The following is a 25,518-nucleotide window of genomic DNA, read 5'->3' as shown; positions in this document are numbered from 1 at the left end:
GAAGTGAGGGATGTCATGCAAAAGGTCATTTCCAAGAGAGTGCACGCGGCCACTTACGTGGCCAGCCTCGTCGCGCTGGCGACAGCGACTGCGGTGGCGGCAAAGAATTGGAGCGATTGGTCCGCCCCCGTGAACCTGGAGTCGCTTCCGGGATCCAGCTCGGCGCTGAACACGCCTGCCGTCGACGGCTGCGCAAGCCATTCGCCAGATGGGCTGACGATCGTGTTCAACTCCAATCGGGGCGGCAATTTCGATCTCTATATGGCGACGCGCTCCAGCACGTCCGAGGGATTTGGACCACCGGTGCGTTTGCCCGAGCCGGTCAACTCGCCGGCCAGCGACGCCTGCGCGACGATCGCAACCGGTAACCGGCTCTATTTCACCAGCACGAGGGATGATCCTGGCTCGGACATCTATGTCACGAAGCTGGGCCCCAAGGGTTGGAGCGTACCCCAGAATCTAGGGCCGAACATCAATACGCCAAATGCGCTCGACGAGGCGGTAGCTTTCTACCCGGACGAAGACGGTAATGAGGTGATGCTGTTCTCAAGTCGCGAGGACAGCGGAGCCGGCGACGGGAATATCTACCAGAGCGTCAACGGAGGGCCGAAGACGCTGGTGGCGGGTGGACCGAACAGTTCGGCTTCCGACAACCGCCCGAGCGTGACCAGGGACGGCCTGACAATCTACTTCGACTCTGACCGAGCAGGATCGCTCGGCGGTCCGGATCTTTATTACGCCACACGATCGAGCACGTCCGAACCTTTCGGACCTGCGATCCATCTTCAGGGCCTTAGCTCTCCCGCGTTCGATGCCAGGCCGGTCATCAGCAAGGACAGCTCATTCATCACGTTCTCGTCGGGCCGTTCGGGCAGCGAATCTTCGGCGCCGGACATCTGGTACGCCACTCGTGACAAAATTACGGGCAAGTAAGGGGCGGCAGGCGTCGTGCCCGTGGCCGCTCGGTCCGCAGTGCGGGCGGAAGTGGCTACGGGCGCGAGCGTCCGACGATGCGGCCGGTGGCTGCGTCCACGTCGACCCAAATCACGCGGCCGTCCTTGACGAACTTAAGCCGGTATCGGTCGCCGTTCAGCTCGGGTCCTAGATAGTCGGCGCCGCCCATGAACGGCCTGACCCGCCCTTCGATTTTGGGCAGCGGCATGGCCCTGCCCTCGCGCGTCGCGTCGAATGCACGGTCGGCATCGCGCCGCTGATAGTTCATCTCGGGGCGAGATTGCTGCTGTTGCTGAATACGCGGGCGGTCCATCCCCCCGCCACGTGGCCGGTCGGCCAGCGCAGGAGTGGCGAACAGGCCTGCGCAAAGCGCGGCCAGAGCGAAGGTACGGTACAGGCTCATGGCTTTTCTCTGGACGCGGTTTACCCCCAAAGCATTGAATGCCTTATGAATGGCCCTGCATACTACCGTTCAGGCAAGTAAACGTGCCGTAAATTCGCGCTTTCGGGAAGCGCCCCTCGAAAACGGCCATCGGCTTGGCTAGGGCGCGCCCATGGCTGCGGCGACACTCTCCTACGAAGACCTCGGGCTCGTTCAGGGCGACGGCTGGCTTTTTCGGCATCTCGACGTGCACATCCGGCCGCGCGACCGCCTGGCGCTGATCGGCCGTAACGGCGCGGGCAAGACGACCCTGCTGAAGTGCCTCGCGGGCCTGATCGAGACAGACGAAGGGCGGCGAACGGTCGTTCCTGGAAGCCGCGTGGTCCTTCTGGAGCAGGACCCCGACATGAGCGGTCACGCCTCTCTGCTCGACTGGGTCCTTGCGGAGCCGGATGCGCCGGCAGAGCATGAAGCGGCCGCGATCGCGGACCAGATCGGGCTCGATCTCTCGCGACCAGTCTCCACGGCAAGCGGCGGCGAGCGGCGCCGGGCGGCAATCGCGCGCGCCTTGGCGCAGGATCCGGACGTGCTCTTCCTGGACGAGCCGACCAACCACCTCGACCTTGGCGGCATCGAATGGCTGGAAGACTGGCTGAACCGCTTCACCGGAGCGTTCATCGTGATCAGCCACGATCGAACCTTTCTGACCCGGCTGACGAAGAGTTGCCTCTGGCTGGACCGAGGGCATCTCCGGCGTGCCGAGATCGGCTTCGGCGGCTTCGAAGTATGGATGGAAAAGGCGTACGAGGAGGAGGCTCGCGCGGCCGAGAAGCTGGACGCCAAGCTGGCCATCGAGCTGCGCTGGCTGGAGCGCGGCGTCACCGCGCGGCGCCGCCGCAACCAGGGTCGCCTCGCGAAGCTGCATGACATGCGGGCGCAGCGCGCTGCGATGATCGGGGGTCCGGGGACAGCGAAACTCGCCATCGCCAAGGACGAAGTCCGCTCAAAGGCAGTGATCGACGCCGAGCATGTGTCGAAGAATTACGGCGACCGACAAATCATCCGCGACTTCACCCTGCGCATTCAGCGCGGCGACCGGATCGGCATCGTCGGTCCGAACGGAGCGGGCAAGACGACCTTGCTCAAGCTGCTTACCGGCGAACTCGCGCCCGACCAGGGACAGATCGAGCGAGCGAAGACCCTGTCCGGCATCGTTATCGACCAGCAGCGCAAGCTGATGGAGCCGACGAAGCGCGTCCGCGACGTGCTCGCGGAGGGTGGCGACTGGATCGACGTCCGCGGAACCAAGAAGCACATCAAGGGCTACCTCAAGGAGTTCCTATTCTCGCCGGAGCTGACCGAGGCGCCCGTTGGGTCGCTGTCCGGCGGAGAACGGTCGCGGCTGCTGCTGGCCCGCGAATTCGCGCGGGAGGCGAACCTGCTCGTGCTTGACGAGCCGACCAACGACCTCGACCTTGAGACGCTCGACCTGCTGCAGGAAGTGATCGCCGATTACGAAGGCACGGTGCTGATCGTCAGCCACGACCGCGACTTCCTCGACCGAACGGTAACGGTGACTCTCGGACTCGATGGGTCCGGGCGCGTCGACATCGTCGCGGGAGGGTACGAGGACTGGGCGAAGCGCCGGCGCCAGGCCGCGCCCGCAGCAAAGCCGAAGGCGGCTGCGCCCGTGGAAGAGCGGAAGGCCGCGACGTCAGCCAAGCTCAGCTACAAGGACCAGCGCGACCTCGACCGCCTGCCCGGCGAGATCGAGCATCTCGAAGCGGAAATCGCCGCGGTCGAGGACGTCCTGGCCGACGCCGACCTCTACACCCGCGATACCAAGCGCTTCGCTGAACTCAGCGAGCGAGCGGCAAGGCTGCGCGACAAAAAGCACGCCGCCGAGGAGCGCTGGCTCGAAGTCGCGGAAATGGCCGACGCGCTGGCCCGCTGATCAGCGGATCGGCTCGCCCAATGTCAGTTCGCGAATGAAGCGGACCGGCGGAGAGCCGTGGCTCAGCGCGGAATCGTGGAACTTCCGCAGGTTGAAACCCGGCTGCTTCTCGGCCGCGGCCCGGAAGTCCTTCCACTCCTCATAGCCGACGAAATAGGTCGGTAGCTGGGCCGAGCTCAGCTGCAACCGCACCCATTTGCCCGCCGCCTCTCGCTCCTGCTGGAAGGCCTGCTTGGTCATCAGTTCGATCGCCTGCTCGCGCGTCAGCTTTCCGACGTGGAAGTCCTGGTCGATGATCGCGTTCACCGGCATGCGCATCTGGAACTTGTAGTGCGCCAGCAGGTAGCGCGGATCGCGGTTCAGGAAGCCCGCATCCGCCATGACATCCTGGCCGTAGCAGGCCCAGCCCTCGATCATCGGACCCGACTGAAGCACGGCGCGCAGCTTGGACTTGTAGAGGTTCGAATGGGCGAGCTGCAGCAAGTGCCCCGGAACGGCCTCGTGAATGGTCAGCTCGTGAAGCGCCCACTTGTTATACTCGCGCAGGAAGGAGTTGGCCTGCTCGTCGCTCCAGTCAGGCGGGATCGGCATCACGTCGTAATAGCCGCGCTGATCCTTCTCGAGCGCGCCCGGCATGTCGGCATAGGCGACCGCGAAGCCGCGGGCATATTCCGGCATTTCGATCGCGTCGAAATTGGACGTCGGGAAGCCGATAAGGTCCTTCGCCTTGGCGAAGCTGACGGCCTTGTTCAGCGTCTCGCGCGCAAAGGGCAGCACCTGGCCGCGCGGCGGCAAGTCGGCGTAGACCTTGGCGAGTCCAGCTTCGATGACGGCCTGCTGCTGATCCGGCGTCGGGTTCGCGGGCGCCGGCGGAGCACCCGCCTGACCTTTGATCATGCCCGCTGCGACTTCGTACATCTTCGCGCGGAGCGACTTCAGTTCGCGCTCGGCGCGCTCGCGGATTTCTTGGCGGCCGAGCGGCGAGTTGAGCGCGAGGCGCAGCTTCTCGTCGTACAGTGCCGCACCGATGCGCTCGTTGCCCTTCGCGTTGGGAATGAGAGCCTCGTCGATCCACTTCTGGTGCGCAGCGACGGCCGCCTTGGCGGCAGCGCCCGCGCGCTCAAGCCGCGCCTGGTCGGCCGCGGCCAGCGCGGACTTCTTGCTGAGAATGTCGTCGATCAGCGCGTTGAGACCGGGGTTCTGCTTGGCGACCGTCTGCGCGTGGATCAGCGGGACGCGGGCGGGTACCAGCGCTTCCCGCGCTTGTTGCAGATAGGCCGGCAGCGCTTCGAGGCGGCCGGTCGCGGAACGCAGGCGCTCCGGCAGCGGCGCGAACTCTCGCGACATCAGGGCGTCGAACGCTGCACCGGCCGCCGAGGAATAATTGGTCGGATCCCAGGCCCAGTCCTGCAGCCGAGAATCGCTGAAGATCAGATAATCGAGTTGGTTCTTTAGCAGGATTGCGTCGACCTGATGCTCACGGCTGAGCTTACTCGTATCGAACTTCGCGAGCTCCGCCAGCGAACGGTCGGCGAAGGCGCGCGTCGCGCCACGCCCTGCAGCCGACGCGTCCGGAAGGCGGTCGTCGTACCGATGCTCGCCGAGCTGCGTCGCCGAAATGGGGCTCAGCTTCAGATATTCGTCGACGACGCGGTCGCCGAAGGCCTCGAATCGCGCATCTTCATCGGCCTGGACGGCTGCCAAAGCCGGTGCCGGCACCGCCGGCAGGGTCACGGCAGCAACGCCGATCGCGAGTGCAAGCAAGCTACGCATGATCTCCCCCCTTTTGATTGTGATCAGGCCTGTGCCGCCGCGCGTTGCTTGATCCGCTGTTCGAGCAGGGTCTGCGGCATCGCGCCTTCCTTCAGCACTTCGTGGAATTGCTTCAGGTCGAACTTCGGGCCGAGCGTCTTCTGGGCCTGCTCCCGAGCGCGCGTCCACGCCATGTGGCCGACCTTGTAGCTGCAGGCCTGGCCGATCATCGTGCAGTACCGCTCCACCTCGCGCTGCGACCGCGGCCGAGCGAAGCCGGTCGTTGCGACCATGTAGTCCGTCGCCTTCTCGCGGCTCCATTGCTTGGTGTGGATGCCGGTGTCGACGACGAGGCGCGCCGCGCGGAACAGGAAGGATTGCAGATAACCCGCGCTCTCGATGCCGCCGTAGGCGCCCAGCTCGTCGGCCAATTGCTCCGCGTAGAGCGCCCAGCCTTCGGAATAGGCCGAGAAGAAGCCCAACTTGCGCAGCGTCGGAATGTCCTTCGATTCCTGCGCAAGGCTGATCTGCAGGTGATGGCCCGGGACGCCCTCGTGGTAGGTTAGCGAGGGCAGCGAATATTTCGGCCAGTCGCCCACGTCCTTCAGGTTGATGAAGTAGATCGCGGGCCGCGAGCCATCGAGCGAGGCACGGTTGTAATAGCCGTTCGACGCCCCGTCCTGGATCTCCGGGGGAACGCGGCGGATTTCGAGTGGCGCGCTCGGCACCGTTGCGAAGGCGTTCGGAAGGCGCGCGTACATGTCCTTCACCCCCTTGTTGAGGTCGGCGATCAGCTGCGTGCGGCCCTCATCGGTGTTCGGGTAGAGCTGCGACGGCGCCTTGTTCAGCTCGGCGAGCCGCTCGCCGACCGTGCCCTTCGTGTAGCCCGCGCTTTTGAGGATGGCGTCCAGGCGCCCGCTGATTTCCGCAACCTGGTCGAGACCCATCTTGTGCACTTCGTCCGGCGTGAACTTGGTGGTTGTCGCCTGCTCCAGGGCAGCCGCATAGATCGCGTCGCCGCGCGTCAGCCGCCATGCACCGTCGCCGGGCCGCGTGCTTGGCTTCAGCTGTTCCATGGCGGCAATCTGGCGGTCGAGCGCCGGATAGACGCTGTCCGCGACGATCTTCGCCGCGCGGGCGCTCCAGTCCCCGGCGATGTTCTTGGCGGCGGTACGTCGCGCGAGCGATTCCACCATCGTGTTCGCCTCGGCCGCTGCGCCACGGAGCTTACGCATCTGGCCCAGTGCGAGGTCGATCGACCATGCGGGGGCGAGAAACCCGCGCGCAGCCTGGGCACGCTGCTCGACGGTGTCGTTGTCGATCGTTTTCCCGACCTGCGCGAGGCGGGAAAGGTACGCCTCGGCGTCGGCCGGGGCGTCGATCGTGTGCGCCGTGTTCAGGAAGTCCGGCGTTGAGAAGTACGAGCCGCCCTGCTGCGTGATCGGATAGGGCCGCTGCGCGCTGTCGATGTCGAACTTCGCGCCAGGAACGATGTTCGTTTCGATCTGGTAGACAATGACGTCCTTATTGAGCTTCGCGGCCTGGCTGAGGCTTGCGTTCGGGATCGCCTGAATCGATGCCAGCTCCTGCCGCAGCTTGGCCAAGTCCTCGGCTCGGGCAGCGGCAGTCGGTCGGACGTCGAGCTCCGACTTCAGATGCGCGTTCTCGCCCTTGTCGAGGCCCAGCGAAGTCGCGAGCTCGGGATAGCGCCTTACCCGTTCCTGGAAGATCTTCTCGAAGAGCGAATTGAGCGCCGCATCGCCGGACGCGACCGAGCCTTGGACGAAGGCAAGAGCGGGGCTCGAGCCGGCGGCAAAGAAAGCGGCACCCAGTCCGGCTGCAGTGGTCGACAGAAACTCGCGACGATCCATGACTCTCCCCTCGGAAATCGAGGGGGCAGGATTAGAGCCGTGCCGAACGGTCGCAAGCCCGTTCGTCGAACCGGCTCGTCGTTCGTCGCAGCCTATCTCGCAGCGATGATAGTGATCGTCGCCACCGTAGTAGGCGAGCCGGTTGCCGCGAGCTGACGTGAGCGTTCAACCGCAGCGTTCAGCTTCGGCTGCGACTCCGCCCAGGTCGACTTCCAGCATTCCTGCTTGGCATAGATGATGGGCAACGGGCCCACCGCTTCGTCGCACACCTTGCTCACTGCCAGCTTCACTCGGCGGACGAGAGTACGCTCACCACCAGCCGTTGAAAGATCGAGGTCGGCGAAGCTGACATGCCGCGTAGGGACATCGTCGGCGACCACGACAACCCCGCTATGCGGTTTTTCGCCTGGCGGCTGCGCAACAGCGGCAGCGGTACCCGCCAGCAGCAAGGCGACGACTGTCAGGATTCTTGTCATGTGCCCGCTCCTTTCCGCGCGGCCGGGAAGGCCGGCGATTCAGGGTCGATGACATATCGCCCGTCACGCGTGCGTGAGTTTTGCGTGAAATCGGCGTTCAGGCGCTCAGTTGATACTGCTTCAGAAGATCGTAGAGCGTCGGACGGCTGATCCCCAGCAGCTTCGCGGCGCCGGAGATATTGTTCTCGGTGCGGCTGAGCGCCAGCCGGATCGCGCGGCGGTCGGCCGTTTCGCGCGCGGCGCGGAGGTTGAGCGCGAGCTCCTCCTGCCCGGCCTCGGAGCTGCCCGGCAGATCGAGATCCTCCGCGGTGACGGACTTGCCGTCGGCCATGATCACCGCGCGCTTGATGCGGTTCTCGAGCTCACGGACGTTGCCGGGCCAGCTGTAGGCATCAATCGCGGCGACCCCGTCGGCAGAGAGCGACTGGACCTTGGTGTTCAGCTCGCGACCAAAGCGATTGACGAAGTGGCGCGCAAGCAAGACGGCGTCGCCGGGGCGCTCCGCAAGCGACGGGATCCTTACGACGATCTCGGCGAGCCGGTAGTAGAGATCCTCGCGGAACCGTCCGTCCGCCTTCATGGCGTCGAGGTCCTGGTGCGTCGCGCAGACGATCCTCGTGTCCACCGCGATGGGCTGGCGGCCGCCAATGCGCTCGATCACGCGCTCCTGAAGGAAGCGCAGCAGCTTGACCTGCAGCGGCAGCGGAATGTCGCCAACCTCGTCGAGGAACAGGGTTCCGCCTTGCGCCATCTCGATCTTGCCGACGTTTGACTTGACCGCGCCGGTGAAGGCCCCGCGCTCGTAGCCGAACAGCTCGGCTTCCAGCAGGGTCTCGGGAATGGCGGCGCAGTTGATGGCGATGAACTCTCCCTTGCGGCCGCTCTTCTCGTGCACGGCGCGCGCGAGAAGCTCCTTGCCGGTACCAGATGCGCCGAGCAGCATCACGGACACGTCGGCGGAGGCTACCCGCTCGATCGTCTTGGCGACCTTCATCATCTCCGGCGCGGCACTGATGATCGAGCCGAGCACCTGACCGCCCCCGCCCGATTGCTCGAGCCGGCGGTTCTCCGCTTCCAGCCCGTGGACGTGGAAGGCGCGGGCAACGATGAGTCCGAGCTCGTCGATGTCCACCGGCTTGCGATAGAAATCGTACGCACCCATTCCGATCGCCCGAAGCATGCTCTCCCGCGCACCGTGGCCGGACGCGACGATCACCTTGGTGTCGGGCTTGATGCGCAGGATCTCGCGTAGCGTCTCGAAGCCCTCGGTCGTGCCGTCCGGATCGGGCGGCAGGCCGAGGTCGAGCGTGACCACCGACGGCTCGTGAAGGCGCACAGCTTCGACGGCCGCAGAGCGGCTTCCGGCGAGAACCACCTCATAGCCTTCATATGCCCATTTAAGCTGGCGCTGCAGGCCCTCGTCGTCCTCGACGATCAGGAGGACCGGGAGTTGCTTGTCCGTCATGCGCGTTTCCGTTCGAACTGCGCGGCATCGGCCGCGGAAAGATAGATGGAGAATTCGGTGCCGGCGCCGACAGTCGAGTCCACGACCAGGCGGCCGCCCATTCCGGCGACGAGCGAGCGGGCCTCGAAGGAGCCGATCCCAAAGCCGTCCGACTTGGTCGAAGCGAAGGGCTGGAACAGGCGGTTGCGGACGAAGTCGCCGTCCATGCCGCAGCCCTTGTCGGCGATGGCAATGCGGACTTCGCCGCTTTCCTGGCTGACGCGGACGGTGACCGGCTCGGTGGGCGGGCTGGCTTCGACGGCGTTCTGCAGGAGATGGCCGACCGCCTGCTCAAGCGCGAGGGCATCGACGAAGGCCCAAAGCGTCGTGTCGCCGAGGAGCTTCACTTCATGGTCGCGGCGCTTGGACGCGATGGCGTCGGACAGGATCGCGCGCAGCGGCTGCGGCTCGCTGCGGAGTCCCCGTCCCTGCGCCTGCGGCGACAGCCTGGTCAGCAGGTCGTTCATCTTGCCGACCGAGCTGCGCAGGGTCGCAACCATGTCGGCCCGGAAATCCGGATTGTCGGCGTGCCGCTCCGCATTGCGCGACACGAGCGACAATTGGCTGACGAGATTCTTAATGTCGTGGAGGATGAAGGCGAAGCGGCGGTTGAACTCCTCGAAGCGCTGGGCATTCGACAGCGCCTCCTGCCCGTAGGCTTCGGCAAGCGAGCTCGCAGCCTGCCTGCCGGCTGTACGCAGGAGGTCGAAATCTTCCCAGTCCAGCGCGCGGCGGTAATCCGGCGACGCGAGCACGATCACGCCGAACAAGCGCTCGCCGTGGATGAGCGGGACGCACGACCAGGCGCGGCGATCTTCCAGCATCCATTGCGGGGCAAGCGCGACGCAATCCTCCGCCTTGGCCCAGCCTCCGCGGAGCGCGTCCAGCTCGATGATACGACCGCTCGCTTCGAGAGCCGCCCAAAAGTCGCGCATGCGGTCCAGCTCGCCTGTCGGCGGGTTGCGGCCCGGCCAGTTCCACGATGCGGCCGCGGTGATCGCGCCCGATGCATCGGAAGCGAGCAGCAGGCCGCCCGGCGCCTCCAGAATGTCCGCGAAAGCCTTGATCACACGCTGGCCGAGCGGGGCGGCCTCGGGGCCCGGAACGCCCACGGTTTCGGTGAAGCGCAGCCATTCTGCGCGATAGTCATAGCGATGCTCGAAGAAGTGCTTCGAAATCTTGACCTTCGCCCAACTGCGCGCCTTCGCGCTCGGCAGGATGGCCATGGCGGCAACCGTCATCACGGCGAGGAGGCCGACCAGCAGTCCGCGCGACCATTCGATGTCGGCCCCGCGCAATGCCGTCGCGAGGATCGCCATGACCGCGAAATAAGCGCAGATCGCCAGGAGCGAGAGCGACTGGAACGTGGCGGCACGCGACAGCCTCACGCGCCACCCTTCGCCTCGCCGCGCCGCAAGCACGAACATCGGCGCCGTCAGCGCGATGATCAGGCCGCGCCATTCAATTAGGTCGGGAGCGAGGCGATTGTCGAGCCACGCGATCGTGTAGAGGTTGAGGTCGTAGCTCCACATCAGCGACAAAGCGAGCATTGCCATGCGGATGTTGAGCCGGCTGGCCGGAGACGCCTGCCCGTACAGATTGTGGACGAGGATCAGAGCGCCGGCCGCCGCGGTAATGCGCAGCAGGATCGCGGTTTCCTCCACCGGCCGCGTCGGCGCGAAGAGAGACACCGCATCCACCACGACCTGGAACCCGAGCACTGCGGCAACGGCAGCGTAGACGAGCCGGACGCCATGCTGGCGTTCGTCGCTGCTCGCCGACAAATTGTAGAGCAGGCCGATCCACACGAGGTTCCGCGCCGTCTCTGCAAAGCTGGCGATCGGATCGCCGGGCAGCATCGCGGTGATCCATGCCCAGCATGCGGTAACTGCGAACCCGCCGAGGAGCAGTCGTTGCTCCCGCTGGCGAATGGTCGCGACGCGCCAGATCAACAGGCCGAGGAAAGCCGCCGCGCAAATCGCGTGACTCCAGAAGGCAACTACCACGTGCATGGGCGCCAGCCTGTCAATTTCACCGACATGCGTTGGGGTGTCGCTAAATTTTACAAAGAAGTGGTGAACGGATCGGCTAGAGGCGACTCATGACGGTGGAAAGAAGGCCGCTCGGCAGCAGCGGATCGAAGTCGCGCCGCTGGCGCTCGGCGGCAACGTCTTCGGCTGGACGGCCGATGAAGCGACCAGCTTCCGGATCCTCGACGCGTTCGTCGATGCCGGCGGCAACATGATCGACACAGCCGACGTATATTCAGCCTGGGTCGAGGGTCATAAGGGCGGCGAAAGCGAAACCGTCATCGGCAATTGGCTCAAGCGCGACCCCGCCAAGCGCGACAGGATCGTCATTGCGACGAAAGTCGGGTTCCTGGCCGGCCTAGCCCCGGACTCCATCGCGTCCGCCTGCGATGCTTCGCTAGCCCGCCTCGGGATCGAGACGATCGATCTCTACTACCACCATAAGGACGATCCGGAAGTTCCCCTGGCCGACAGCCTCGGCGCGATGCAAGCGCTGATCGATGTCGGAAAGGTGCGTTCAATCGGACTGTCCCAATACACGGCAGAGCGGCTCGACGAGGCGATGAAGACGGCTGAGGCCCAAGGCGTCACGCGGCCGTGCGCCCTGCAGACCTGGTACAATCTCGTCGACCGGCCAAAGCTCGAAGGTCCGCTGCATGACACGGCCATCGCGCACGGGATGGGCATTATCCCCTTCTACGGCCTCGCGAACGGCTTCCTGACGGGCAAGTACCGGAGCAAGGAGGACCTCGGGAAAAGCGTACGCGGCCAGCGCATCGTCGAATATCTCGAGGGCAAGGGACAAGCCGTCCTCGACGCGCTCGACGGCATTGCTGCTGAAACCGGTGCGCCGCTTGCCGCGATTGCCTTGGCGTGGACCAACGCCCAGCCCGGGATCACAGCGACGCTGGCAAGCGCCACGAGCGTCGAGCAGCTGCACGAGCAAATCGCGTCGTTGAACCTTAAACTCTCAGCGGAGCAAATCGCCCGCCTCGACGAGGCGAGCGCCCAGCGGTCGTCCGGCGGGCGCTCAGCTCTTCTTCAGAACGTCCAAAGAAGCGACGGTCAGCGCCTCGGTCGCCGTTGAAATCACGGCCTCCGCGTCCGGTGCCCAGAACGGGCTGTGCAGCGCGGGCAGCTTCAGCGTGTCGCCGCCGACCGCGTCCCATTTGTCTTTCGGCACTCCGCCGACCCAGAAAATGACGCTCTGCTTCGACTTGTCGGCAAGCCAATACCGGCTGAAGTCCTCGGCGGCCATGACGGCCTTGGGCTGCTCGACCCGAGCATCGCCGAAGTGCGACTTGAATAGCTGCGTCAGGTGCTGGGAGAATTCCGGCGTGTTGAACGTCGCGTCCGCGGAAGGCCGCTCGATCTCCACGGTCGGCATCTTGTCCTCGGGCATTCCGGCTGCGATCGCCTCTCCGCGAACGATGCGATTGATGCCATCGAGCAGGAGCTTGCGCGTTTCGGGCGTGTAGCTCCGCACCGTAAGCGCCAGCTTCGCCTCGTCCGAAATGATGTTGCTCTTGGTTCCGGAATGGAAGCTGCCGACGGTCACGACTGCGGGCTGCTGCGGATCGTTCTCGCGGCTGACCAGCGTCTGCAGTGCCATGACGATCTTCGACGCGAGGACGATCGGGTCCTTCGTATTCTGCGGATAGGCGCCATGCCCGCCCACCCCTTTGACCGAGATGTTGATCGTACGACGTTAGCGAGGACGTAACCGTTGGTCACCCCGATGACGCCGGCCGGAAGGGTCGCCGCGTCATGGAAGGCCAGAAGGTAACTCGGCTTCGGGAAGCGGGTGAACAGGCCGTCTTCCAGCATGGCCTTGGCGCCCATCACCCGCTCCTCGCCGGGCTGGAGCACCATGACGAGCGTGCCCGACCATTGGTCCTTCATCGCGGTCAGCCGCCGCGCGGTCGCGAGCCAGGCCGTGATGTGCGTGTCGTGCCCGCAGGCGTGCATGACAGGTGTTTCGCTCCCGTCCGGAAGCTTGCCGACGGCCTTCGATGCAAACGGCAGTCCGGTCTGCTCCTTCACCGGCAGAGCGTCCATGTCTGCACGAAGCATCAGCACGGGCCCGGGCCCGTTCTTCATCACCGCGACGACGCCCGTCTTCCCGACTTTCTCGGTAACGTCGAAACCCAGCTTTCGCATCTCCGGCGCCAGCTTCGCCGGAGTGCGGACCTCCTGCATCGACAGTTCGGGGTTGGCGTGCAGGTCCCGATACAGCGTCATCAGCTGCGGCATGTCCGCGCGGATCGCGTCCTGAAGCGCGGCGGCATTGGCGGTCGTCGGCAAGGTCATGGCGGCCATCGCTAGCCCAAGAAACAATCGCATTAACGCGCCCCCTAAGATGCTGGAACCAGTTCCATCACGTCCATCACGGATTCATACGCCGGGCGCGGCATGATCAGCCGCCAGCGGCTATCGCCGATCCGCTCGACATAGCCGGCGACATCGCGGTCGGTGTCGCGGCCGTATTGGAACGCGCGGGCTTCATCGCCGAGCACCAGCGTCCCGAGGAACACCTGGCGCAACTGGTCGCCAGGAAACAGCGAGCCCACCTGCCGCTGCGAGCCGCTGAGCTTGGCGAAGTCCTGCTGCTGGCCGTTCCGGCTCACGCGGCAGTTGAAATAGGGATAGCCCACATAGTTGAGCATGCCGCCGCTCTTCGCGCCGAGCTTGATCACGCGGCAGCGGTAGTCGCCATCCGGAATCGGTCCGCCGAGCGCCGCGTCGGGATTGAGGAGAACGCCCTCCTTTTCGATCTCAGCCGAAAAGCCACCGTTGCGTGCATCCTGCAGCGCCTCCACGAAAGCCGTCCGCCAGTCCCGCAGCTTCGTCCGATCGACATCCGTGACCACTGTGCGCCAGTCGCGCGTTGGCTGCGCGATGACGCCCCGGCTTTCGAATTCGGCACAGCCCGACAGAAGGACCAGCGAAATGGCGGCGAGGATTAAGCGCATCGGTGGAGCCTAGGCGGCAGTCCAGCCGCCGTCCACGCTGAGGTTCGCACCAGTGATCGAGCGGGCCTCTTCGCGGCAGAGGAACAGCGCCAACGCGCCAATCTCCTCCGGGGTAACGAAGCGCTTGGTCGGCTGCGCGGCGAGCAGAACGTCGTTCACGACCTGCTCGCGTGTCAGGTTCCGCGCCTTCATTGTGTCGGGGATCTGATTCTCGACCAGCGGCGTCCAGACATATCCGGGGGAGATGCAGTTGACGGTCACGCCGTCCTTTGCGGCCTCCAGGGCAACGGTCTTGGTGAAGCCCGCGACGCCATGCTTGGCGGCGACGTAGGCGGACTTGTTGGGGCTGGCGATCAGGCTGTGCGCCGAAGCCGTGTTGATGATCCGGCCCCAGCCCTTCGCCTTCATGGACGCGATCGTCAGCCGCGTCGTGTGGAAGACAGCGGACAGGTTGATGGCGAGGATCGCATTCCACTTCTCGACCGGGAACTCCTCGACCGGAGAGACGTGCTGGATGCCGGCATTGTTGACGACGATGTCCGGGGCTCCGAGCTCATCGCTGCAGTGGCGAACCATCGCCTCGATCTGGGCCGGGTCCGACATGTCTGCGCCGTCGTGGAGGGCGCCAAGCTCGCTCTTGAGTTTCTCGATCTCGGCGGGATCGCCGAAACCGTTCAGCATTACCTTCGCGCCCTTCGCGGCGAGGGAACGGGCGATGGCGAGCCCGATGCCTGAGGTAGAACCGGTGACGAGAGCGACTTTGCCTTCCAGAATCATGGGGTCTCCTTTGCCGCGCTACTCGGCGTCGCGAGATGGATTTGCAACCGCAACGGCTCACGCGCATTGGAGACGACGCGAGGAGGAACGCGATGCGCCTTGGTGGTGAACCGGAGAGCAGCAATTTCGAAGATCGAACAGGCCAAGGCGGCGGCTTCGGTTTCGGCGGTGGCGGCGGCGGCAACATGCTCGGCTGCCTGCTGCCGATGGTCGCGAGCCGGTTCGGCATCGTCGGCGTCCTCATCCTGCTGGTCGGCTATTGCGCGCTGACCCAGCTCGGCGGCGGTGGCGGTGGCCTCTTGCCCAGTGGGCCGACCACCAGCGCCCCCTCGGCGCCCGGCCAGTCGACGCTCGATCCGAATACGAGGCAGTTCCTGACTCGTGTGCTCGGATCGACCGAGGAGACCTGGAGCGACATCTTCGCCAAGAGCGGCAGCCGCTACGTCCCGACGCGAATGGTCGCCTACAGCGGCGGAACCGGCACGGCCTGCGGGGCGGGCCAGGCGGCGATGGGGCCGTTCTACTGCCCCAACGACAAGACGATCTACATCGACCCGACATTCTTCAACGAGCTGTCGCAGCGCTTCGGCGCGCCGGGCGATTTCGCCATGGCCTATGTGATCGCGCATGAGGTCGGCCACCACGTGCAGGACCTCGAAGGCACGCTCGACGAAGCGCACAATGCGCAGGCGCGGTCATCCGAGACGCAGGGTAATGCGATCCAGGTCGGCGTCGAGCTTCAGGCCGATTGCTATGCCGGCGTGTGGGCGGCCAATGCCCGCGACGCGCAGGGCAACATCCTCGAACCAGGCGACGTCCAGGAAGGCATGCGCGCCGCCGAGGCGATCGGGGACGACATGCTCCAGAAGCAAAGTCAGGGCGTGGTTATTCCGGAGAGTTTCACGCACGGATCGTCGGCGCAGCGGATGCAGGCCCTGCAGACGGGCCTGAAGACCGGCAATCCGGCCGCCTGCAAGTTCAACCGCTAGTCAGATCCTGACGAGCATCTTCCCGACGTTTTCGCCGCTGAACAGCCCGCGGAAGGCGTCGGGCATGCTCTCGAGGCCCTCGTGGACGGTCTCGCGCGACTGGAGCTGGCCGCTCGCGATCAGCTGGCCCATCTCGCGATAGAATTCGTCCATCCGCGACTGGAAGTCGAAGACGATGAAGCCCTGCATTCGGATGCGCATGGCGATCACCCGCATGATGAAGCGGAATGAGGCCGGCTCGGCCTTGTTGTAGCCTTCGATCATCCCGCAGATCGCGAACCGCGCGCGCATCCGCGCGAGCGCGAAGGCGGCGTCGAGATGATCGCCGCCGACATTGTCGAAATAGACGTCGATGCCTTCCGGAGCGGCGGCGGCGAGACCCTTCAGGATCGGCTGCGCCTTGTAGTCGACGACCTGGTCGGCACCGAGCGAGCGGACGAACTCGCATTTCTCCTCACCGCCCGCGGAGCCGATGACCGTCATGCCCTTGGCCTTGGCGATCTGGACGACCGCCGAGCCGACGGCGCCGGCCGCAGCGGACACGAAGACGATATCGCCGGCCTTGGCCTGTCCGACGTCGAGCAGTCCGAAATAGGCGGTTGCGCCGGTCACTCCGAGATTCCCGAGGAAAAGATGCGGCTCGACCTGCAGCGGAGGGAGCTTGTTGGCCGTCCTCGCGTCCACGACCGCTTCGTCCCGCCACCCCGCCATATGGAGAACGCGGTCGCCGGGCGAGAAGCCGGCGGCGGTGGATTCAACCACTTCGCCGACCGCGCCGCCTTCCATCGGCTGGTCGATCTGGAACGGCGGGACATAGCTTTTCACGTCGTTCATGCGCCCGCGCATGTACGGGTCGACGGACAACCATTGGTTGCGAATGCGGACCATGCCCGGCCCGAGGGGCGGGAGGTCGATTTCCTTGAGAGCAAAATTCTCGTTCGTCGGCAGCCCCTGTGGGCGGCTCGTCAAATGCCAGGCGCGGGCCATTGCACGTCTCCCTGTTGTTGGAAGGCGCATAAGCTCGCACGCGCGCACAAGAAAGGCCCGGACGCACGAGGCGCCCGGGCCGATCCCCTGCCCCGGGTAGGGCGGGTCAACTAGCGATAGGTGCCCGAGAAGCTCCTATCGAGGATGTGCGGGCCCGCGCGGCCCTGATCCTCGCGCTCGAACAGGGCCCGGCTGCGGCTCTCGTCGCGCCAACGCTCGCGCGCCTTGTCGGCCTTGCAGTCGAGGATCACGCGGTCGTTCTCCACACGATCCACATCGGTGCAGCTTAGCGAATGATGGACGCCGCCTGACTCTGGGTCGCTGCGACTCAAGATGATACGGTCGCCGGCAACGCGGTCGACGGTGCCCACATGCTGGTCGTCGTTGCCGACGACTTCCATATGCTCGCGGATGCCGCGCAGGAGGTCTCGCTTGGACTGCCGCTTGTCGCGCCAACCGCCGAAGTCCTGCTCGAAGTTCGACTGCCGCTCGCGACGGTATTCGTCATAGTCGCGGTCGAGATCCTCGACCTGCCGCCGGCGCCACTGCTCATAATGCAGATCGTCGTGGTTCGAGCGCGCCCTCGAACCGGCGAAGGATGTGCTGCGATAGGGGTCGCGGTTCCACTCCGTGTGGTTCTCGCGGTCGAAGCGATCGTCGCGCGGTTCGTGCATTCGGAGCGGTTCGCGCCCGATCTCCTCGCGCCAGCGTGGGTTGTATTGCTGCTCGTTGGTACTCGACCACTCACGCCAGTCCTCGCCCTCGCGCCCGCGGCGATCGTCGCGCGAATGACCACGGTCTTCGTCGCCGAACCAGGAACGAACCTCGTCGCCCATGCGATCGAAGAAGCCTCTCTCGCCTCTTTGCGAGTCGCGGTCTTCGAACCGCGGATCACGGTCGCGTCCCATTGCACGGCGCTCGTCTTCGTCGCGCCATCGGCGCTCTTCCGGATCGTACCGCTCGTAAGCCATTGCCTGCCTCCAGTACCGAAAATGGGCCGGCGGACTGCCGGCTGGTCCTGAGGGATTCAACGAACACGACAGCACGGCCGTTCCTCAGGCGGACGCAATCAGCGGTAGGGCGAAATTGCCTTACGGCCAGTCATTGCAAGGGGGAAAAGGCGCCGCTATGTGGGCCGCCTGCCGAGGTGTGGGGCTGTAGCTCAGATGGGAGAGCGCTGCAATCGCACTGCAGAGGTCAGGGGTTCGATTCCCCTCAGCTCCACCAGCTTTTCAATAATTTAGCTGGACCCGCCCTCGGCCATACGGAAAAAGTACGGAAAAGACAGGGGTGACGCCGGCCCGCCAATGACGGGCGCGGGGCCCCCTTAGTCTGCAAAGTCAGCTGGCCCCCGTCGGCTCGATTCCGAAATTCGCACAGGTCACAGCCACGAAGTCCAGTACCTCTCGCTGTCGCGCCGCTGCGTGAGCTGATCGCTGAGGAATTAAGCAATATGAACCTTGCCGCACTCGCGGCAGTGCTGGAGGTCGGGCGGGCTCGGAGACTTGGGCATTCGCGCCCGAGTAAGCCGATGAGAACGATTCGAGAACGTCCGGAATCGAGCTAGCGGCAGCTTTCGACCCAAAGCTGCCATTAGGTTAGGGTCTAGTTTGGCATCTGCTGTGCCATTCGCAGTGAGGTAGGCCGGTGGTTCGGATTGCTAGCATTGTTTCGGGTCTGCTCGTGCTAACCGGCTGTGTGTCAGGCCACAGCTCCGCCGATGCCGTTTTCAACAATACGACATATCGCCAATTGACCGGCGGACCATTGCGCGATGCTATAGTTGGCAAGAAGTTCAGCTATCCAGGCCCGCCGGCACCAGGTGAAATCATAATCACATCGAGCGCTCGCTGCGACGCATTCACGTCGGACGGTCAATACATCACGTGTGGAGACAGGGTGCCGAGGAGCTACGGTACTTATTCGCTCCAAGACGATCGGGTTTGCGCTAGCGTGAATGGACATCTTCGGTGTTGGCAGCTGTACCGAAGCCGGTCAGGCCAATACCTTCTCAGGAACCTTGTTGAGCGACCGTACTTCGAGCGCGTCGATCCCGTGAACATCGACGACAAGAGCACACCGCCAAGTTACCCTTAGCGGCAGATTCGACCCAAAGCTGCCATTACGAGTCGCTTGTCCTTGTCGCGAATGAGCAAATTGCTGTCGCTAGATCGAAAGGGGGTATTCGACCTCTCGCTAGGCTCTCAGCCCGGACGGGCTGCGGGATACTGGCGTGAAAGTGACACAACCGATTGCGGACGCAGTCTCCGTGCCCCCTAGTCAAATGAGTGGGGAAGAACTCCTCGCGCAGTTCCAGAGTCGGGATTTCCTAGCCGGATATCTCAAAGCAAAAGAGCGGGAGCGGATGCGGTTTTCCCGCGAACTGCACGACTCGCTTGGCCAGCTCCTCATCGCGTTGCGCCTTGACGTCGCGAGGCTCACCAACTCCCCGCTCTCCACATTGGCCGAGGCAGTCCATCAAGTGCAGTGCGACGCGCACGAGATAGAAGATAATGTACGCGCACTCGCTTTCCTTCATTATCCTGCCGAATTAAGTCGTGACGGCCTACCAGTCGCTCTCCGCAGCTACCGGTTTTGGCAAACGGACGGGTGTTCGAACCTCGTTTCGGGTCGAAGGGGAATGCAACTACCTGAAGTGCGAACCAGCGCTTGCCTTGTTGAGGGTGGCGCAGGAGGCAATGACCAATGCCTTCCGTCATGGAGCCGCGAAATCCATCAAGGTGAACCTGTCGCTGACCGACACCCACGTTCGACTGAAGGTTGCTGACGACGGGTGCGGCATGTCGCTTAAGGCCGCGCTGGCTACCGGTGGCGTTGGCCTAAAGGTCATGCGCAGCCGGATGCTTGTGCATGGCGGAACGTTGTCGGCCCGCAGTAAGCAGCGTGGCACGACCATCGTGGCCGTTGTTCCACGGGCCGCCACCGGGGACGCTCTCTCGTATCTGACCTGAAGCGTCAGCATTCCACCCATTCCTGCGATCGGCGAGTGTCTGCAATCACCATTGCTGACATCCCGCGTTGCCTGCATTTAGCGGTCATCAGGGGGAGTATACGAATTGGAAACGCCATCTACGGGCGCGTTCGCCATTGTTCCAAGCAACGATCTCCCAAAGGCTTGTCAGTTTTGGGAACGCCTTGGCTTTTCTCGTACAGGCGGAGACGACAACTACTTCATCATGACCGGCTGGGGCTGCGAGGTTCATCTAACTCAGGCGGGAGATGGCGTATGGCGCGTGCCCGAGCATAATCCCTTTGGCGTATTCATCCGCACGCCGGACGTTGAAGCCATCGCCGCTCGTGTGGATGACCTGATCATCCGGCCGGCGGCATTTTGCGCCACCGTGAGTGGGGCCTCTACGAAGTAGGGATCGCTGGACCGGACGGTCTTCTTGTGCGCGTTGGCTGGCCGTCCACAGCAATCAAGCGCTAACGTCCGGTTTCCACCCATTCCCGCCATTAGAATGCGACGGATCGCTTGACCGACTCGTTACCGAGAGTCAGGGCGTCATTCAGGCCGCCAGTCGGTAGCGCACCAGTATCTCTCCAACGGTCGAGCACGCGTTGCGTACGCGTTCATTCTCAACTCGGCGGAGGAGAAGGCAAATGCGCACCCTCAGAACATTTGAGGTGGTCGCAACGGCAACCGCTTTGACAACAGGTGTCTCGGCCCAAACCGCATGGCAGCATGGGGCCACGCCCTACATAGAGATCAAGAATGAGGCCGCGCCCAAACTAGTTGTCGACCCGCCGATCCCCGAGGGACTGCCCAAGGGGCTCGTATGGATTCAATATCACGCGGAGAATGTTCGCATCGGTCCGGTGCTTGGCGAGGGCGCGCTTCACACGTCACCACGCGTGGGACACCTGCACATAACCGTCGACGACTTGCCATGGTTGTGGGCGGATACGAGCGGCAGCAATACCATCGACATATTCGGGTTGCCGCCAGGCCCACACAAGGTGACGATCGATCTCGTCGACGCGAACCACAACCTCTTCCCCGGGCAGAGAAAGGTGGTGAGCTTTACGATGCCGAACTGGGGCGGCCACCATTAGGCTGCTTGGTAAGGACGCGTCAGTTGGCAGGCCCTAGACCCGCAGAACTGAAGCCGACCAACCGACGCATCGAGTCTTTCTCAGACGCGGTTTTCGCGATCGTCGTTACGATCATGGTCTTGGAGATCCATATCCCGGACGACCTTGCGTTCGGGAGTAATCGTGTCGCGCTAATGGAATTTTTGGCGCTCCTGGCCACCTATTCACTTAGCTTCGTGGTCATCGCGATTTTTTGGAGCAACCATCACTATCTGATCTTCACTCTCCCAAAGACCGACCGCACGACCATCTGGCTCAATAACAATGCGCTGTTCTGGGTAACGCTCATACCCATCGTCGCGCGATTTTTCGGCCTCCACGCGACCTCACCGAGAGCTGTTGCGGCCTATGCGTTCGTGGTCATGATGAGCACGTTATCGTTTAGTCTGCTGCGGAAGCATGCGACGAACATTAGCCGCAGCGATTTCCATCGTGAGCTGCACCGTCGCGTGTTCCGAAGAATCTGGCCCGCCGTCGCGATCTATGCCGCGGCCATGCCGATCGCTTTTGTAGATATCAGGATTGCGTGGGCATGCTTGCTCGTTCTGCCGGCGATGTTTTTCCTTCCCGTGACGACGAGGGAGATTAGTCTGATCGAGGAATCGACTGACGACTGAAGGGCTTGCTAGTGGCAGCTTTCGAACCATTCCTGCCATTAGCGGTTCGACCTTGTGCTGTGACAGGCGTTCTGAAACCAATTGCCAGATGTTAGGTCAGTTCATCCTCGCGTTCGCACTTGCGGCGACAGCACTCGCGCCTGCTCAGCAAGCGCCACTTCCTGAAGCAGAGGCAAGCATCGAATATCAAAGCGTGTCCGACGCGCTCACAGCTTTGCGCGCGAAGCCGGGAGTTGTTTTCACGACCGAGAACGGCTGGCTCATTGCGACGGATGAGGGGGCATATTCAATTTGGTCGTTCGCCCCGCAGGCATACGCCGCTTATCCTGCAGTGGTGAAGCGGTGGGTGATTCCGAAACAAGTTGGTTCAGAGATACGAATGGATGTTCTCTGCGAAGCGTCGAAGTCCGCTTGTGACGATCTGGTCCGCACGTTCGCAAAGATGAACGGCCTCCCACTTCCTCACTAGCGGCAGCTTTCCACCCATTCCTGCCACTAGCTTAGTGGCAGCTTTCGACCCATTGCGGACATTCGGCTTGCCACTACTCTCGTGCCTGTGAGCGAGTTCGATACGAGTGACTATGAGCGCCTGCTGTGCGACTTTGTGGAAAGGCGTTCGTCAGCCGATGAGCATGCCGCGCAGTTCTTCAAGCGCTGCCAGCAAGAAGGTCGGATTGACATTCCCGAGACGGTCTTTCTCGTTCTCGACCGGCATCAGGCGACTTGCGACATGTTCACCCAAGATGCCGACCTGCTGGCCGACGCGAATGGCCTATACGTCGATGAGGCTGGATTGAGACGTGGAGCGGCAGAAGCACTGGTTCGGCTTCGCTCTTTGGACAGCTAATGTCCGCTTTCGACCCATTCGTGCCATTAGCGTAGTGGCAGCTTTCGACCCATTGCGGACATTGCGCTGACCCTGCAGAACTGATGCCTCAGGGCGATGGGCGAGAATAGCAGGTGGGATTGCTTTCAAGTTTCTCGGCCGGCGTTTTGTTGATGGCCAGTGCGGCCCCGCCTCCGGTCTTGCAGCCTTCGGGCAAGTGGGTTGTCGAATACGCCGACAACATGTGCGTTCTTCAGCGCGACTATGGCACGCCTGAGAATCGCGTGACACTTTCCTTTCGTCCTGCGCCAATGACTGACTGGACCTCGATATTCGTATTCGAGGCCGCCAGCCAACTGCCCGCTGAAAGGGTGCCCGTGAACATCGGGTTCTCGCCAGGCGGCGCGGAAGTGAAGGGGCGCTTGTCCAGCTTCAATCTTAGCGGTGCCTCTAGGCGCTATAATGCAACTGGGCTTTCCAGAGCGGATCTGGACAAGGCGACTGCCGCCGGAGTGCTGTCGCTCGATGCCGGCGACAACCTCCGGGTCGCCTTCTCTCTGCCGGACTTCCGCAAGGCGGTCACCGTTCTCGATGACTGCGTTGCCGATTTGCTGGACCAATGGGGTTTCAGCCAAGCCCAGCAGGCCGCGATGGCAGAACTGCCCAAGCCGAAGTACGGCATAAACATGAACTTCCCCGGGACTGCTGCGAGGAAGGAGCAAACGGGCGCTAACTCAGCGCGTATCCGCCTCGATTCCAGGGGCAAGCCAAGTGACTGTAGGATCGTTGAAGCCAGCCAGAGTAAAAGCCTGGATTGGGCCATCTGCTGGGGCCTGCTCCACACGGCCTTCACGCCGGCTAAGGACAAGAACGGCAAACCGATGGAGAGCATGTTCTTCACGCGAACCCAGTGGATCATTCCCAAGGGCTGCCGGGCCGCTGGCTCCGGGAACTATGCCTGCTGAATACCTCTGCCCGAATGTCAGCTTTCGACCCATTCCTGCCACAACGGTAATGGCACCTTTCGACCCATTCCTGCCACTGGCGTACCGTCCGTTGTAACCAGGCAGACAGCCGAAGAAGCGCTGCGGGGCTCATCCTGTCGGACGAGGCCAATGTATTCTCAAGCCGCTTACCCGATCCCAGTTGCTAAACATGGCGGCACGGGCCCGGTCGCGCTCCTCAGGTAATAGGAACCCCGCCGAGACCTGGCTGTCGATCGCTAGATCCACGGCGATCATGTAACCGCCAAGGCCGCCATATCTCTCGTTGACGGAAAGGCGCGTATCGCCGCTCTGCTCGCGGTCCGACTTGGTGGCAGGAAACGGTATGAAGGCACCCTGGAGGCCGGACAGCATCCCGAACGCTTTCAGCATCCTTCGGTCTTGATAGTTCCAGGCCGTGTAGGTGCCGAGCGGAACAGACCCAGCGAGACCGCGCCACGATCCCAGTTCGTTACCGTCTTGATCGACCTGCGGGACGAGCAACGGATAGCGGGATCCGAGCTTCGGAGGTTCGGTCAAGATCCCGCGCGCATCATAATCCGGGCCCAGATTCAGTTGCCAAACCGGAGGCGGTGCCTGGGGAACTTCGACGTTCGGAATCTTCGGGAATTTGAGATCTGAGGGCGGGACCAAAGTCGTTCCCACGCGAGGAACGCGCGATTGCGGGGAGGCCGTACCCATCAACCAACGATCGAGCATGACGACTATGGCGGGCATGGCGAGCCAAAGGTCCGTGCTGTCGTTGTACGGGTAATCGGCTTTCGTGGCCTCTTCCAGGAAGAGCGTATGCCGCCGCGGTCCGTGGGCGGTTCCGGCGAACGCAAAGGTGCGGGTTCCCGCTGCCTCGGGGAGAGCGCTGCGGCCATCCGTAGTCGTTTGAAGCAGCGATCCGGCTCGCGCCCAATATTCGGATGAATTCAGGATGTGGAAGATGCGGGGCTGCACCTTGTCTCGAATGGCGCCGTCGAGCTGCCCCTCGTTTGCCTTTCCATCGATGTCGGGCGTCGGAACGTCGGCGAACGGATAGAGGTCCACTGCCCTCAGAGCGCTGCCCACCGAGTTGCCCGCCGAGCCGGGTGATGCATAGCGATGATTGAAGGAGCCCCTGCCAGAGCCGGACGCGACGTCCAAAACGCCATCGAAGACAGGCCGACCCTCTTCGTCCGCGTTGAAACCCCGATAAAGGAAGTCGCGAAGGAAACGAGCGCTTTGTGAGTATCCGTACGCGATGACCCGTCGCGTATCGCCAGCACGGGAATTGAGGGCGCTGGGTTTGTCAGCGCGCCTGAGATGGGCCACGAAATCTCTGACGGCGGCCTGGCCCAAGCCCATGAGTTTTGGAAAGTCTCCCTGGAAGGTGGCGGATACGAGTGCGGGCTTCGCCAGCGGCCTTGCAAGCAGAACCGCACAGGGATCGGCAACGACGGTGCCATCCTTCTTCCTTCGGGCGAAGCTCCATTCGCTCCGTGGCACGACGGTACCGGGATCATCGAAGCTCTTGTGCACGCGCAAGACGGCAACCGGATCTCCCGAATTGGCCGCACAAGCGGGAGCCTCCAGAAAAGGCCCGCCGTCGAGGCCGTTCGATCTAAAACCCAGGAAGGCGGTAGCGCGGACCGGCCCGTTTACGCGAGCAGTTGGGACCGCCAGGCCAAATTCATCGGCCGTCAGATTGCCCTGCCAGCCGGCCCAGGCAAATGTGTAGCCCCTGTCGAACAAGGCAGGCCGCGATACGTCCCGGGTCTCGTTCCTCAGCAACGAGAACGTGTCCGTCTCGATCATCACGCTCTGCATTTGCGTCAGGCCGCGATTGGCAACCTCGAAAATGGTGGTGCCATTCGACCGTGCCGGATCGAGGGGCCGCAACATCATGAACGGGCCTTGAAATTCGACCATTCCCCGCGCGTTTCGCGGGGCAAGGCGGATGTCGGCTATGCCGCGTGATGACTTGGCGAGTGGATCAACTTCGTAATGGACCACGCCTGACAGCAGCTCATATTCGCCGGCGTTGAACTGGCGGCCGGGAATCCATGGCCGCTGCTCCTTGATCTCGACCGACACGACTTCCGCTGACGCTTGCGCAGCCGCGCCCGCGAGCAGAAAAGCCATAAAAAGGCGACGCATATCCACCCCCTGCGAAGAGATGAATATTACATCAAGGGCAATGACTGTCGATTACAGGCAAGGTTGTTGTCGCCGCGCCCGCCTCACAACTTGTAATGTCCTCTTTCGACCCATTCCTGCCATTAGTGTGACGTCTGAATTCAACCCATCGCGGGCCTAGGAATTGCCGTTCCCGCAGACTGC

At 63.4% G+C, this 25,518-nt stretch carries 22 protein-coding genes, 1 tRNA gene and 2 pseudogenes; 13 read left to right on the top strand and 12 right to left on the bottom strand.

From position 1 onward, the window contains the following. The first annotated feature begins 15 nt into the window (after nucleotides 1-15). On the top strand, nucleotides 16-933 hold the full coding sequence (locus tag LZ016_RS00265; RefSeq protein ID WP_241444696.1) for a TolB-like translocation protein: 918 nt from the start codon (nucleotides 16-18) through the stop codon (nucleotides 931-933). 55 nt (nucleotides 934-988) lie between these two features. Here the strand turns inward: LZ016_RS00265 and LZ016_RS00260 are convergent, their stop codons facing one another. Next, on the bottom strand, nucleotides 989-1,357 hold the full coding sequence (locus tag LZ016_RS00260; protein ID WP_241444694.1) for a hypothetical protein: 369 nt from the start codon (nucleotides 1,355-1,357) through the stop codon (nucleotides 989-991). A gap of 151 nt (nucleotides 1,358-1,508) precedes the next feature. Here LZ016_RS00260 and LZ016_RS00255 point away from each other — a divergent pair, with 151 nt between their 5' ends. Beyond that, nucleotides 1,509-3,290: an ABC-F family ATP-binding cassette domain-containing protein gene (locus tag LZ016_RS00255; protein ID WP_241444692.1), complete on the top strand. Its 1,782-nt coding sequence runs from the start codon at nucleotides 1,509-1,511 to the stop codon at nucleotides 3,288-3,290. Here the strand turns inward: LZ016_RS00255 and LZ016_RS00250 are convergent, their stop codons facing one another. From LZ016_RS00250 to prsK, 5 genes are all read right to left on the bottom strand, one after another. After that, entirely contained in the window at nucleotides 3,291-5,063 is a 1,773-nt protein-coding gene (locus LZ016_RS00250; RefSeq protein WP_241444690.1) for a DUF885 domain-containing protein, read from the bottom strand. A gap of 23 nt (nucleotides 5,064-5,086) precedes the next feature. Next, nucleotides 5,087-6,913, bottom strand: coding sequence for a DUF885 domain-containing protein (locus LZ016_RS00245; protein ID WP_241444683.1), 1,827 nt, complete (start codon nucleotides 6,911-6,913; stop codon nucleotides 5,087-5,089). 92 nt (nucleotides 6,914-7,005) lie between these two features. Beyond that, the gene (locus LZ016_RS00240; RefSeq protein WP_241444681.1) at nucleotides 7,006-7,389 is read right to left on the bottom strand and encodes a UrcA family protein; all 384 of its coding nucleotides are present in this window, start codon (nucleotides 7,387-7,389) and stop codon (nucleotides 7,006-7,008) included. A gap of 97 nt (nucleotides 7,390-7,486) precedes the next feature. Continuing rightward, nucleotides 7,487-8,854 (bottom strand): PEP-CTERM-box response regulator transcription factor, encoded by a 1,368-nt coding sequence (prsR, locus tag LZ016_RS00235; RefSeq protein ID WP_241444679.1) that lies wholly within the window; start codon nucleotides 8,852-8,854, stop codon nucleotides 7,487-7,489. After that, on the bottom strand, nucleotides 8,851-10,905 hold the full coding sequence (prsK, locus tag LZ016_RS00230; RefSeq protein WP_241444670.1) for an XrtA/PEP-CTERM system histidine kinase PrsK: 2,055 nt from the start codon (nucleotides 10,903-10,905) through the stop codon (nucleotides 8,851-8,853). The genes prsR and prsK overlap by 4 nt, the downstream gene beginning before the upstream one ends. A 124-nt stretch (nucleotides 10,906-11,029) precedes the next feature. Here prsK and LZ016_RS00225 point away from each other — a divergent pair, with 124 nt between their 5' ends. Then, the gene (locus LZ016_RS00225) at nucleotides 11,030-12,010 is read left to right on the top strand and encodes an aldo/keto reductase (RefSeq protein WP_241447409.1); all 981 of its coding nucleotides are present in this window, start codon (nucleotides 11,030-11,032) and stop codon (nucleotides 12,008-12,010) included. Here the strand turns inward: LZ016_RS00225 and LZ016_RS00220 are convergent. The 3 genes and pseudogenes from LZ016_RS00220 to LZ016_RS00210 form a co-directional block, all read right to left on the bottom strand. Then, nucleotides 11,954-13,266, bottom strand: a pseudogene (locus LZ016_RS00220) (amidohydrolase). The gene LZ016_RS00225 and the pseudogene LZ016_RS00220 overlap by 57 nt on opposite strands. Nucleotides 13,267-13,277: 11 nt before the next feature. Beyond that, nucleotides 13,278-13,895: a DUF4893 domain-containing protein gene (locus LZ016_RS00215; protein WP_241444668.1), complete on the bottom strand. Its 618-nt coding sequence runs from the start codon at nucleotides 13,893-13,895 to the stop codon at nucleotides 13,278-13,280. Between the two features lie 9 nt (nucleotides 13,896-13,904). Further along, nucleotides 13,905-14,672: a 3-hydroxybutyrate dehydrogenase gene (locus LZ016_RS00210; RefSeq protein ID WP_241444660.1), complete on the bottom strand. Its 768-nt coding sequence runs from the start codon at nucleotides 14,670-14,672 to the stop codon at nucleotides 13,905-13,907. 92 nt (nucleotides 14,673-14,764) lie between these two features. On the opposite strand from LZ016_RS00210, the gene ypfJ reads away from it, so the two are divergent. After that, nucleotides 14,765-15,661, top strand: coding sequence for a KPN_02809 family neutral zinc metallopeptidase (ypfJ, locus tag LZ016_RS00205; protein WP_241444658.1), 897 nt, complete (start codon nucleotides 14,765-14,767; stop codon nucleotides 15,659-15,661). Here ypfJ and LZ016_RS00200 read toward each other — a convergent pair whose 3' ends face one another. Together LZ016_RS00200 and LZ016_RS00195 are read right to left on the bottom strand one after the other, a co-directional pair. Further along, the gene (locus LZ016_RS00200; RefSeq protein ID WP_241444656.1) at nucleotides 15,662-16,648 is read right to left on the bottom strand and encodes an NADP-dependent oxidoreductase; all 987 of its coding nucleotides are present in this window, start codon (nucleotides 16,646-16,648) and stop codon (nucleotides 15,662-15,664) included. Between the two features lie 110 nt (nucleotides 16,649-16,758). Beyond that, on the bottom strand, nucleotides 16,759-17,619 hold the full coding sequence (locus LZ016_RS00195) for a DUF2171 domain-containing protein (protein ID WP_241444653.1): 861 nt from the start codon (nucleotides 17,617-17,619) through the stop codon (nucleotides 16,759-16,761). A 180-nt stretch (nucleotides 17,620-17,799) separates the two neighbouring features. On the opposite strand from LZ016_RS00195, the gene LZ016_RS00190 reads away from it, so the two are divergent. From LZ016_RS00190 to LZ016_RS00155, 9 genes and pseudogenes are all read left to right on the top strand, one after another. After that, nucleotides 17,800-17,875, top strand: a tRNA-Ala gene (locus tag LZ016_RS00190). Between the two features lie 1,057 nt (nucleotides 17,876-18,932). Next, nucleotides 18,933-19,169, top strand: a pseudogene (locus tag LZ016_RS15595) (histidine kinase); the annotation flags it as partial. Nucleotides 19,170-19,206: 37 nt separating this feature from the next. Then, nucleotides 19,207-19,620 (top strand): sensor histidine kinase, encoded by a 414-nt coding sequence (locus LZ016_RS00185; protein ID WP_241444651.1) that lies wholly within the window; start codon nucleotides 19,207-19,209, stop codon nucleotides 19,618-19,620. A gap of 105 nt (nucleotides 19,621-19,725) precedes the next feature. Beyond that, nucleotides 19,726-20,034: a VOC family protein gene (locus tag LZ016_RS00180; RefSeq protein WP_241444634.1), complete on the top strand. Its 309-nt coding sequence runs from the start codon at nucleotides 19,726-19,728 to the stop codon at nucleotides 20,032-20,034. 238 nt (nucleotides 20,035-20,272) lie between these two features. After that, the gene (locus LZ016_RS00175; RefSeq protein WP_241444632.1) at nucleotides 20,273-20,725 is read left to right on the top strand and encodes a DUF6130 family protein; all 453 of its coding nucleotides are present in this window, start codon (nucleotides 20,273-20,275) and stop codon (nucleotides 20,723-20,725) included. Nucleotides 20,726-20,748: 23 nt separating this feature from the next. Continuing rightward, nucleotides 20,749-21,381 (top strand): TMEM175 family protein, encoded by a 633-nt coding sequence (locus tag LZ016_RS00170; protein ID WP_241444630.1) that lies wholly within the window; start codon nucleotides 20,749-20,751, stop codon nucleotides 21,379-21,381. Nucleotides 21,382-21,469: 88 nt separating this feature from the next. Further along, nucleotides 21,470-21,850, top strand: coding sequence for a hypothetical protein (locus tag LZ016_RS00165; RefSeq protein ID WP_241444628.1), 381 nt, complete (start codon nucleotides 21,470-21,472; stop codon nucleotides 21,848-21,850). Between the two features lie 87 nt (nucleotides 21,851-21,937). Beyond that, entirely contained in the window at nucleotides 21,938-22,228 is a 291-nt protein-coding gene (locus LZ016_RS00160) for a colicin immunity domain-containing protein (RefSeq protein ID WP_241444626.1), read from the top strand. Between the two features lie 152 nt (nucleotides 22,229-22,380). Then, a complete protein-coding gene (locus tag LZ016_RS00155) occupies nucleotides 22,381-23,172 on the top strand; it encodes an energy transducer TonB (RefSeq protein ID WP_241444624.1) in 792 nt (263 codons plus the stop codon). Between the two features lie 129 nt (nucleotides 23,173-23,301). On the opposite strand, the gene LZ016_RS00150 is transcribed toward LZ016_RS00155, so the two are convergent. Further along, nucleotides 23,302-25,335, bottom strand: a complete 2,034-nt coding sequence (locus LZ016_RS00150) for an alpha/beta hydrolase domain-containing protein (protein WP_241444622.1) — start codon at nucleotides 25,333-25,335, stop codon at nucleotides 23,302-23,304. Nucleotides 25,336-25,518: the final 183 nt, after the last annotated feature.

Source organism: Sphingomonas telluris, assembly GCF_022568775.1.
Lineage (GTDB): Bacteria > Pseudomonadota > Alphaproteobacteria > Sphingomonadales > Sphingomonadaceae > Sphingomicrobium > Sphingomicrobium telluris.
This window is presented reverse-complemented; position numbering and strand designations above follow the sequence as displayed.

What these genes read in the sequence shown, in the direction of transcription:
- LZ016_RS00265 (WP_241444696.1), top strand. Translation starts at nt 16, where the DNA reads ATGCAAAAGGTCATTTCCAAGAGAGTGCACGCGGCCACTTACGTGGCC.
- LZ016_RS00260 (WP_241444694.1), bottom strand. Translation starts at nt 1,357, where the DNA reads ATGAGCCTGTACCGTACCTTCGCTCTGGCCGCGCTTTGCGCAGGCCTG.
- LZ016_RS00255 (WP_241444692.1), top strand. Translation starts at nt 1,509, where the DNA reads ATGGCTGCGGCGACACTCTCCTACGAAGACCTCGGGCTCGTTCAGGGC.
- LZ016_RS00250 (WP_241444690.1), bottom strand. Translation starts at nt 5,063, where the DNA reads ATGCGTAGCTTGCTTGCACTCGCGATCGGCGTTGCTGCCGTGACCCTG.
- LZ016_RS00245 (WP_241444683.1), bottom strand. Translation starts at nt 6,913, where the DNA reads ATGGATCGTCGCGAGTTTCTGTCGACCACTGCAGCCGGACTGGGTGCC.
- LZ016_RS00240 (WP_241444681.1), bottom strand. Translation starts at nt 7,389, where the DNA reads ATGACAAGAATCCTGACAGTCGTCGCCTTGCTGCTGGCGGGTACCGCT.
- prsR (WP_241444679.1), bottom strand. Translation starts at nt 8,854, where the DNA reads ATGACGGACAAGCAACTCCCGGTCCTCCTGATCGTCGAGGACGACGAG.
- prsK (WP_241444670.1), bottom strand. Translation starts at nt 10,905, where the DNA reads ATGCACGTGGTAGTTGCCTTCTGGAGTCACGCGATTTGCGCGGCGGCT.
- LZ016_RS00215 (WP_241444668.1), bottom strand. Translation starts at nt 13,895, where the DNA reads ATGCGCTTAATCCTCGCCGCCATTTCGCTGGTCCTTCTGTCGGGCTGT.
- LZ016_RS00210 (WP_241444660.1), bottom strand. Translation starts at nt 14,672, where the DNA reads ATGATTCTGGAAGGCAAAGTCGCTCTCGTCACCGGTTCTACCTCAGGC.
- ypfJ (WP_241444658.1), top strand. Translation starts at nt 14,765, where the DNA reads ATGCGCCTTGGTGGTGAACCGGAGAGCAGCAATTTCGAAGATCGAACA.
- LZ016_RS00200 (WP_241444656.1), bottom strand. Translation starts at nt 16,648, where the DNA reads ATGGCCCGCGCCTGGCATTTGACGAGCCGCCCACAGGGGCTGCCGACG.
- LZ016_RS00195 (WP_241444653.1), bottom strand. Translation starts at nt 17,619, where the DNA reads ATGGCTTACGAGCGGTACGATCCGGAAGAGCGCCGATGGCGCGACGAA.
- LZ016_RS00175 (WP_241444632.1), top strand. Translation starts at nt 20,273, where the DNA reads ATGCGCACCCTCAGAACATTTGAGGTGGTCGCAACGGCAACCGCTTTG.
- LZ016_RS00165 (WP_241444628.1), top strand. Translation starts at nt 21,470, where the DNA reads ATGTTAGGTCAGTTCATCCTCGCGTTCGCACTTGCGGCGACAGCACTC.
- LZ016_RS00155 (WP_241444624.1), top strand. Translation starts at nt 22,381, where the DNA reads ATGGCCAGTGCGGCCCCGCCTCCGGTCTTGCAGCCTTCGGGCAAGTGG.
- LZ016_RS00150 (WP_241444622.1), bottom strand. Translation starts at nt 25,335, where the DNA reads ATGCGTCGCCTTTTTATGGCTTTTCTGCTCGCGGGCGCGGCTGCGCAA.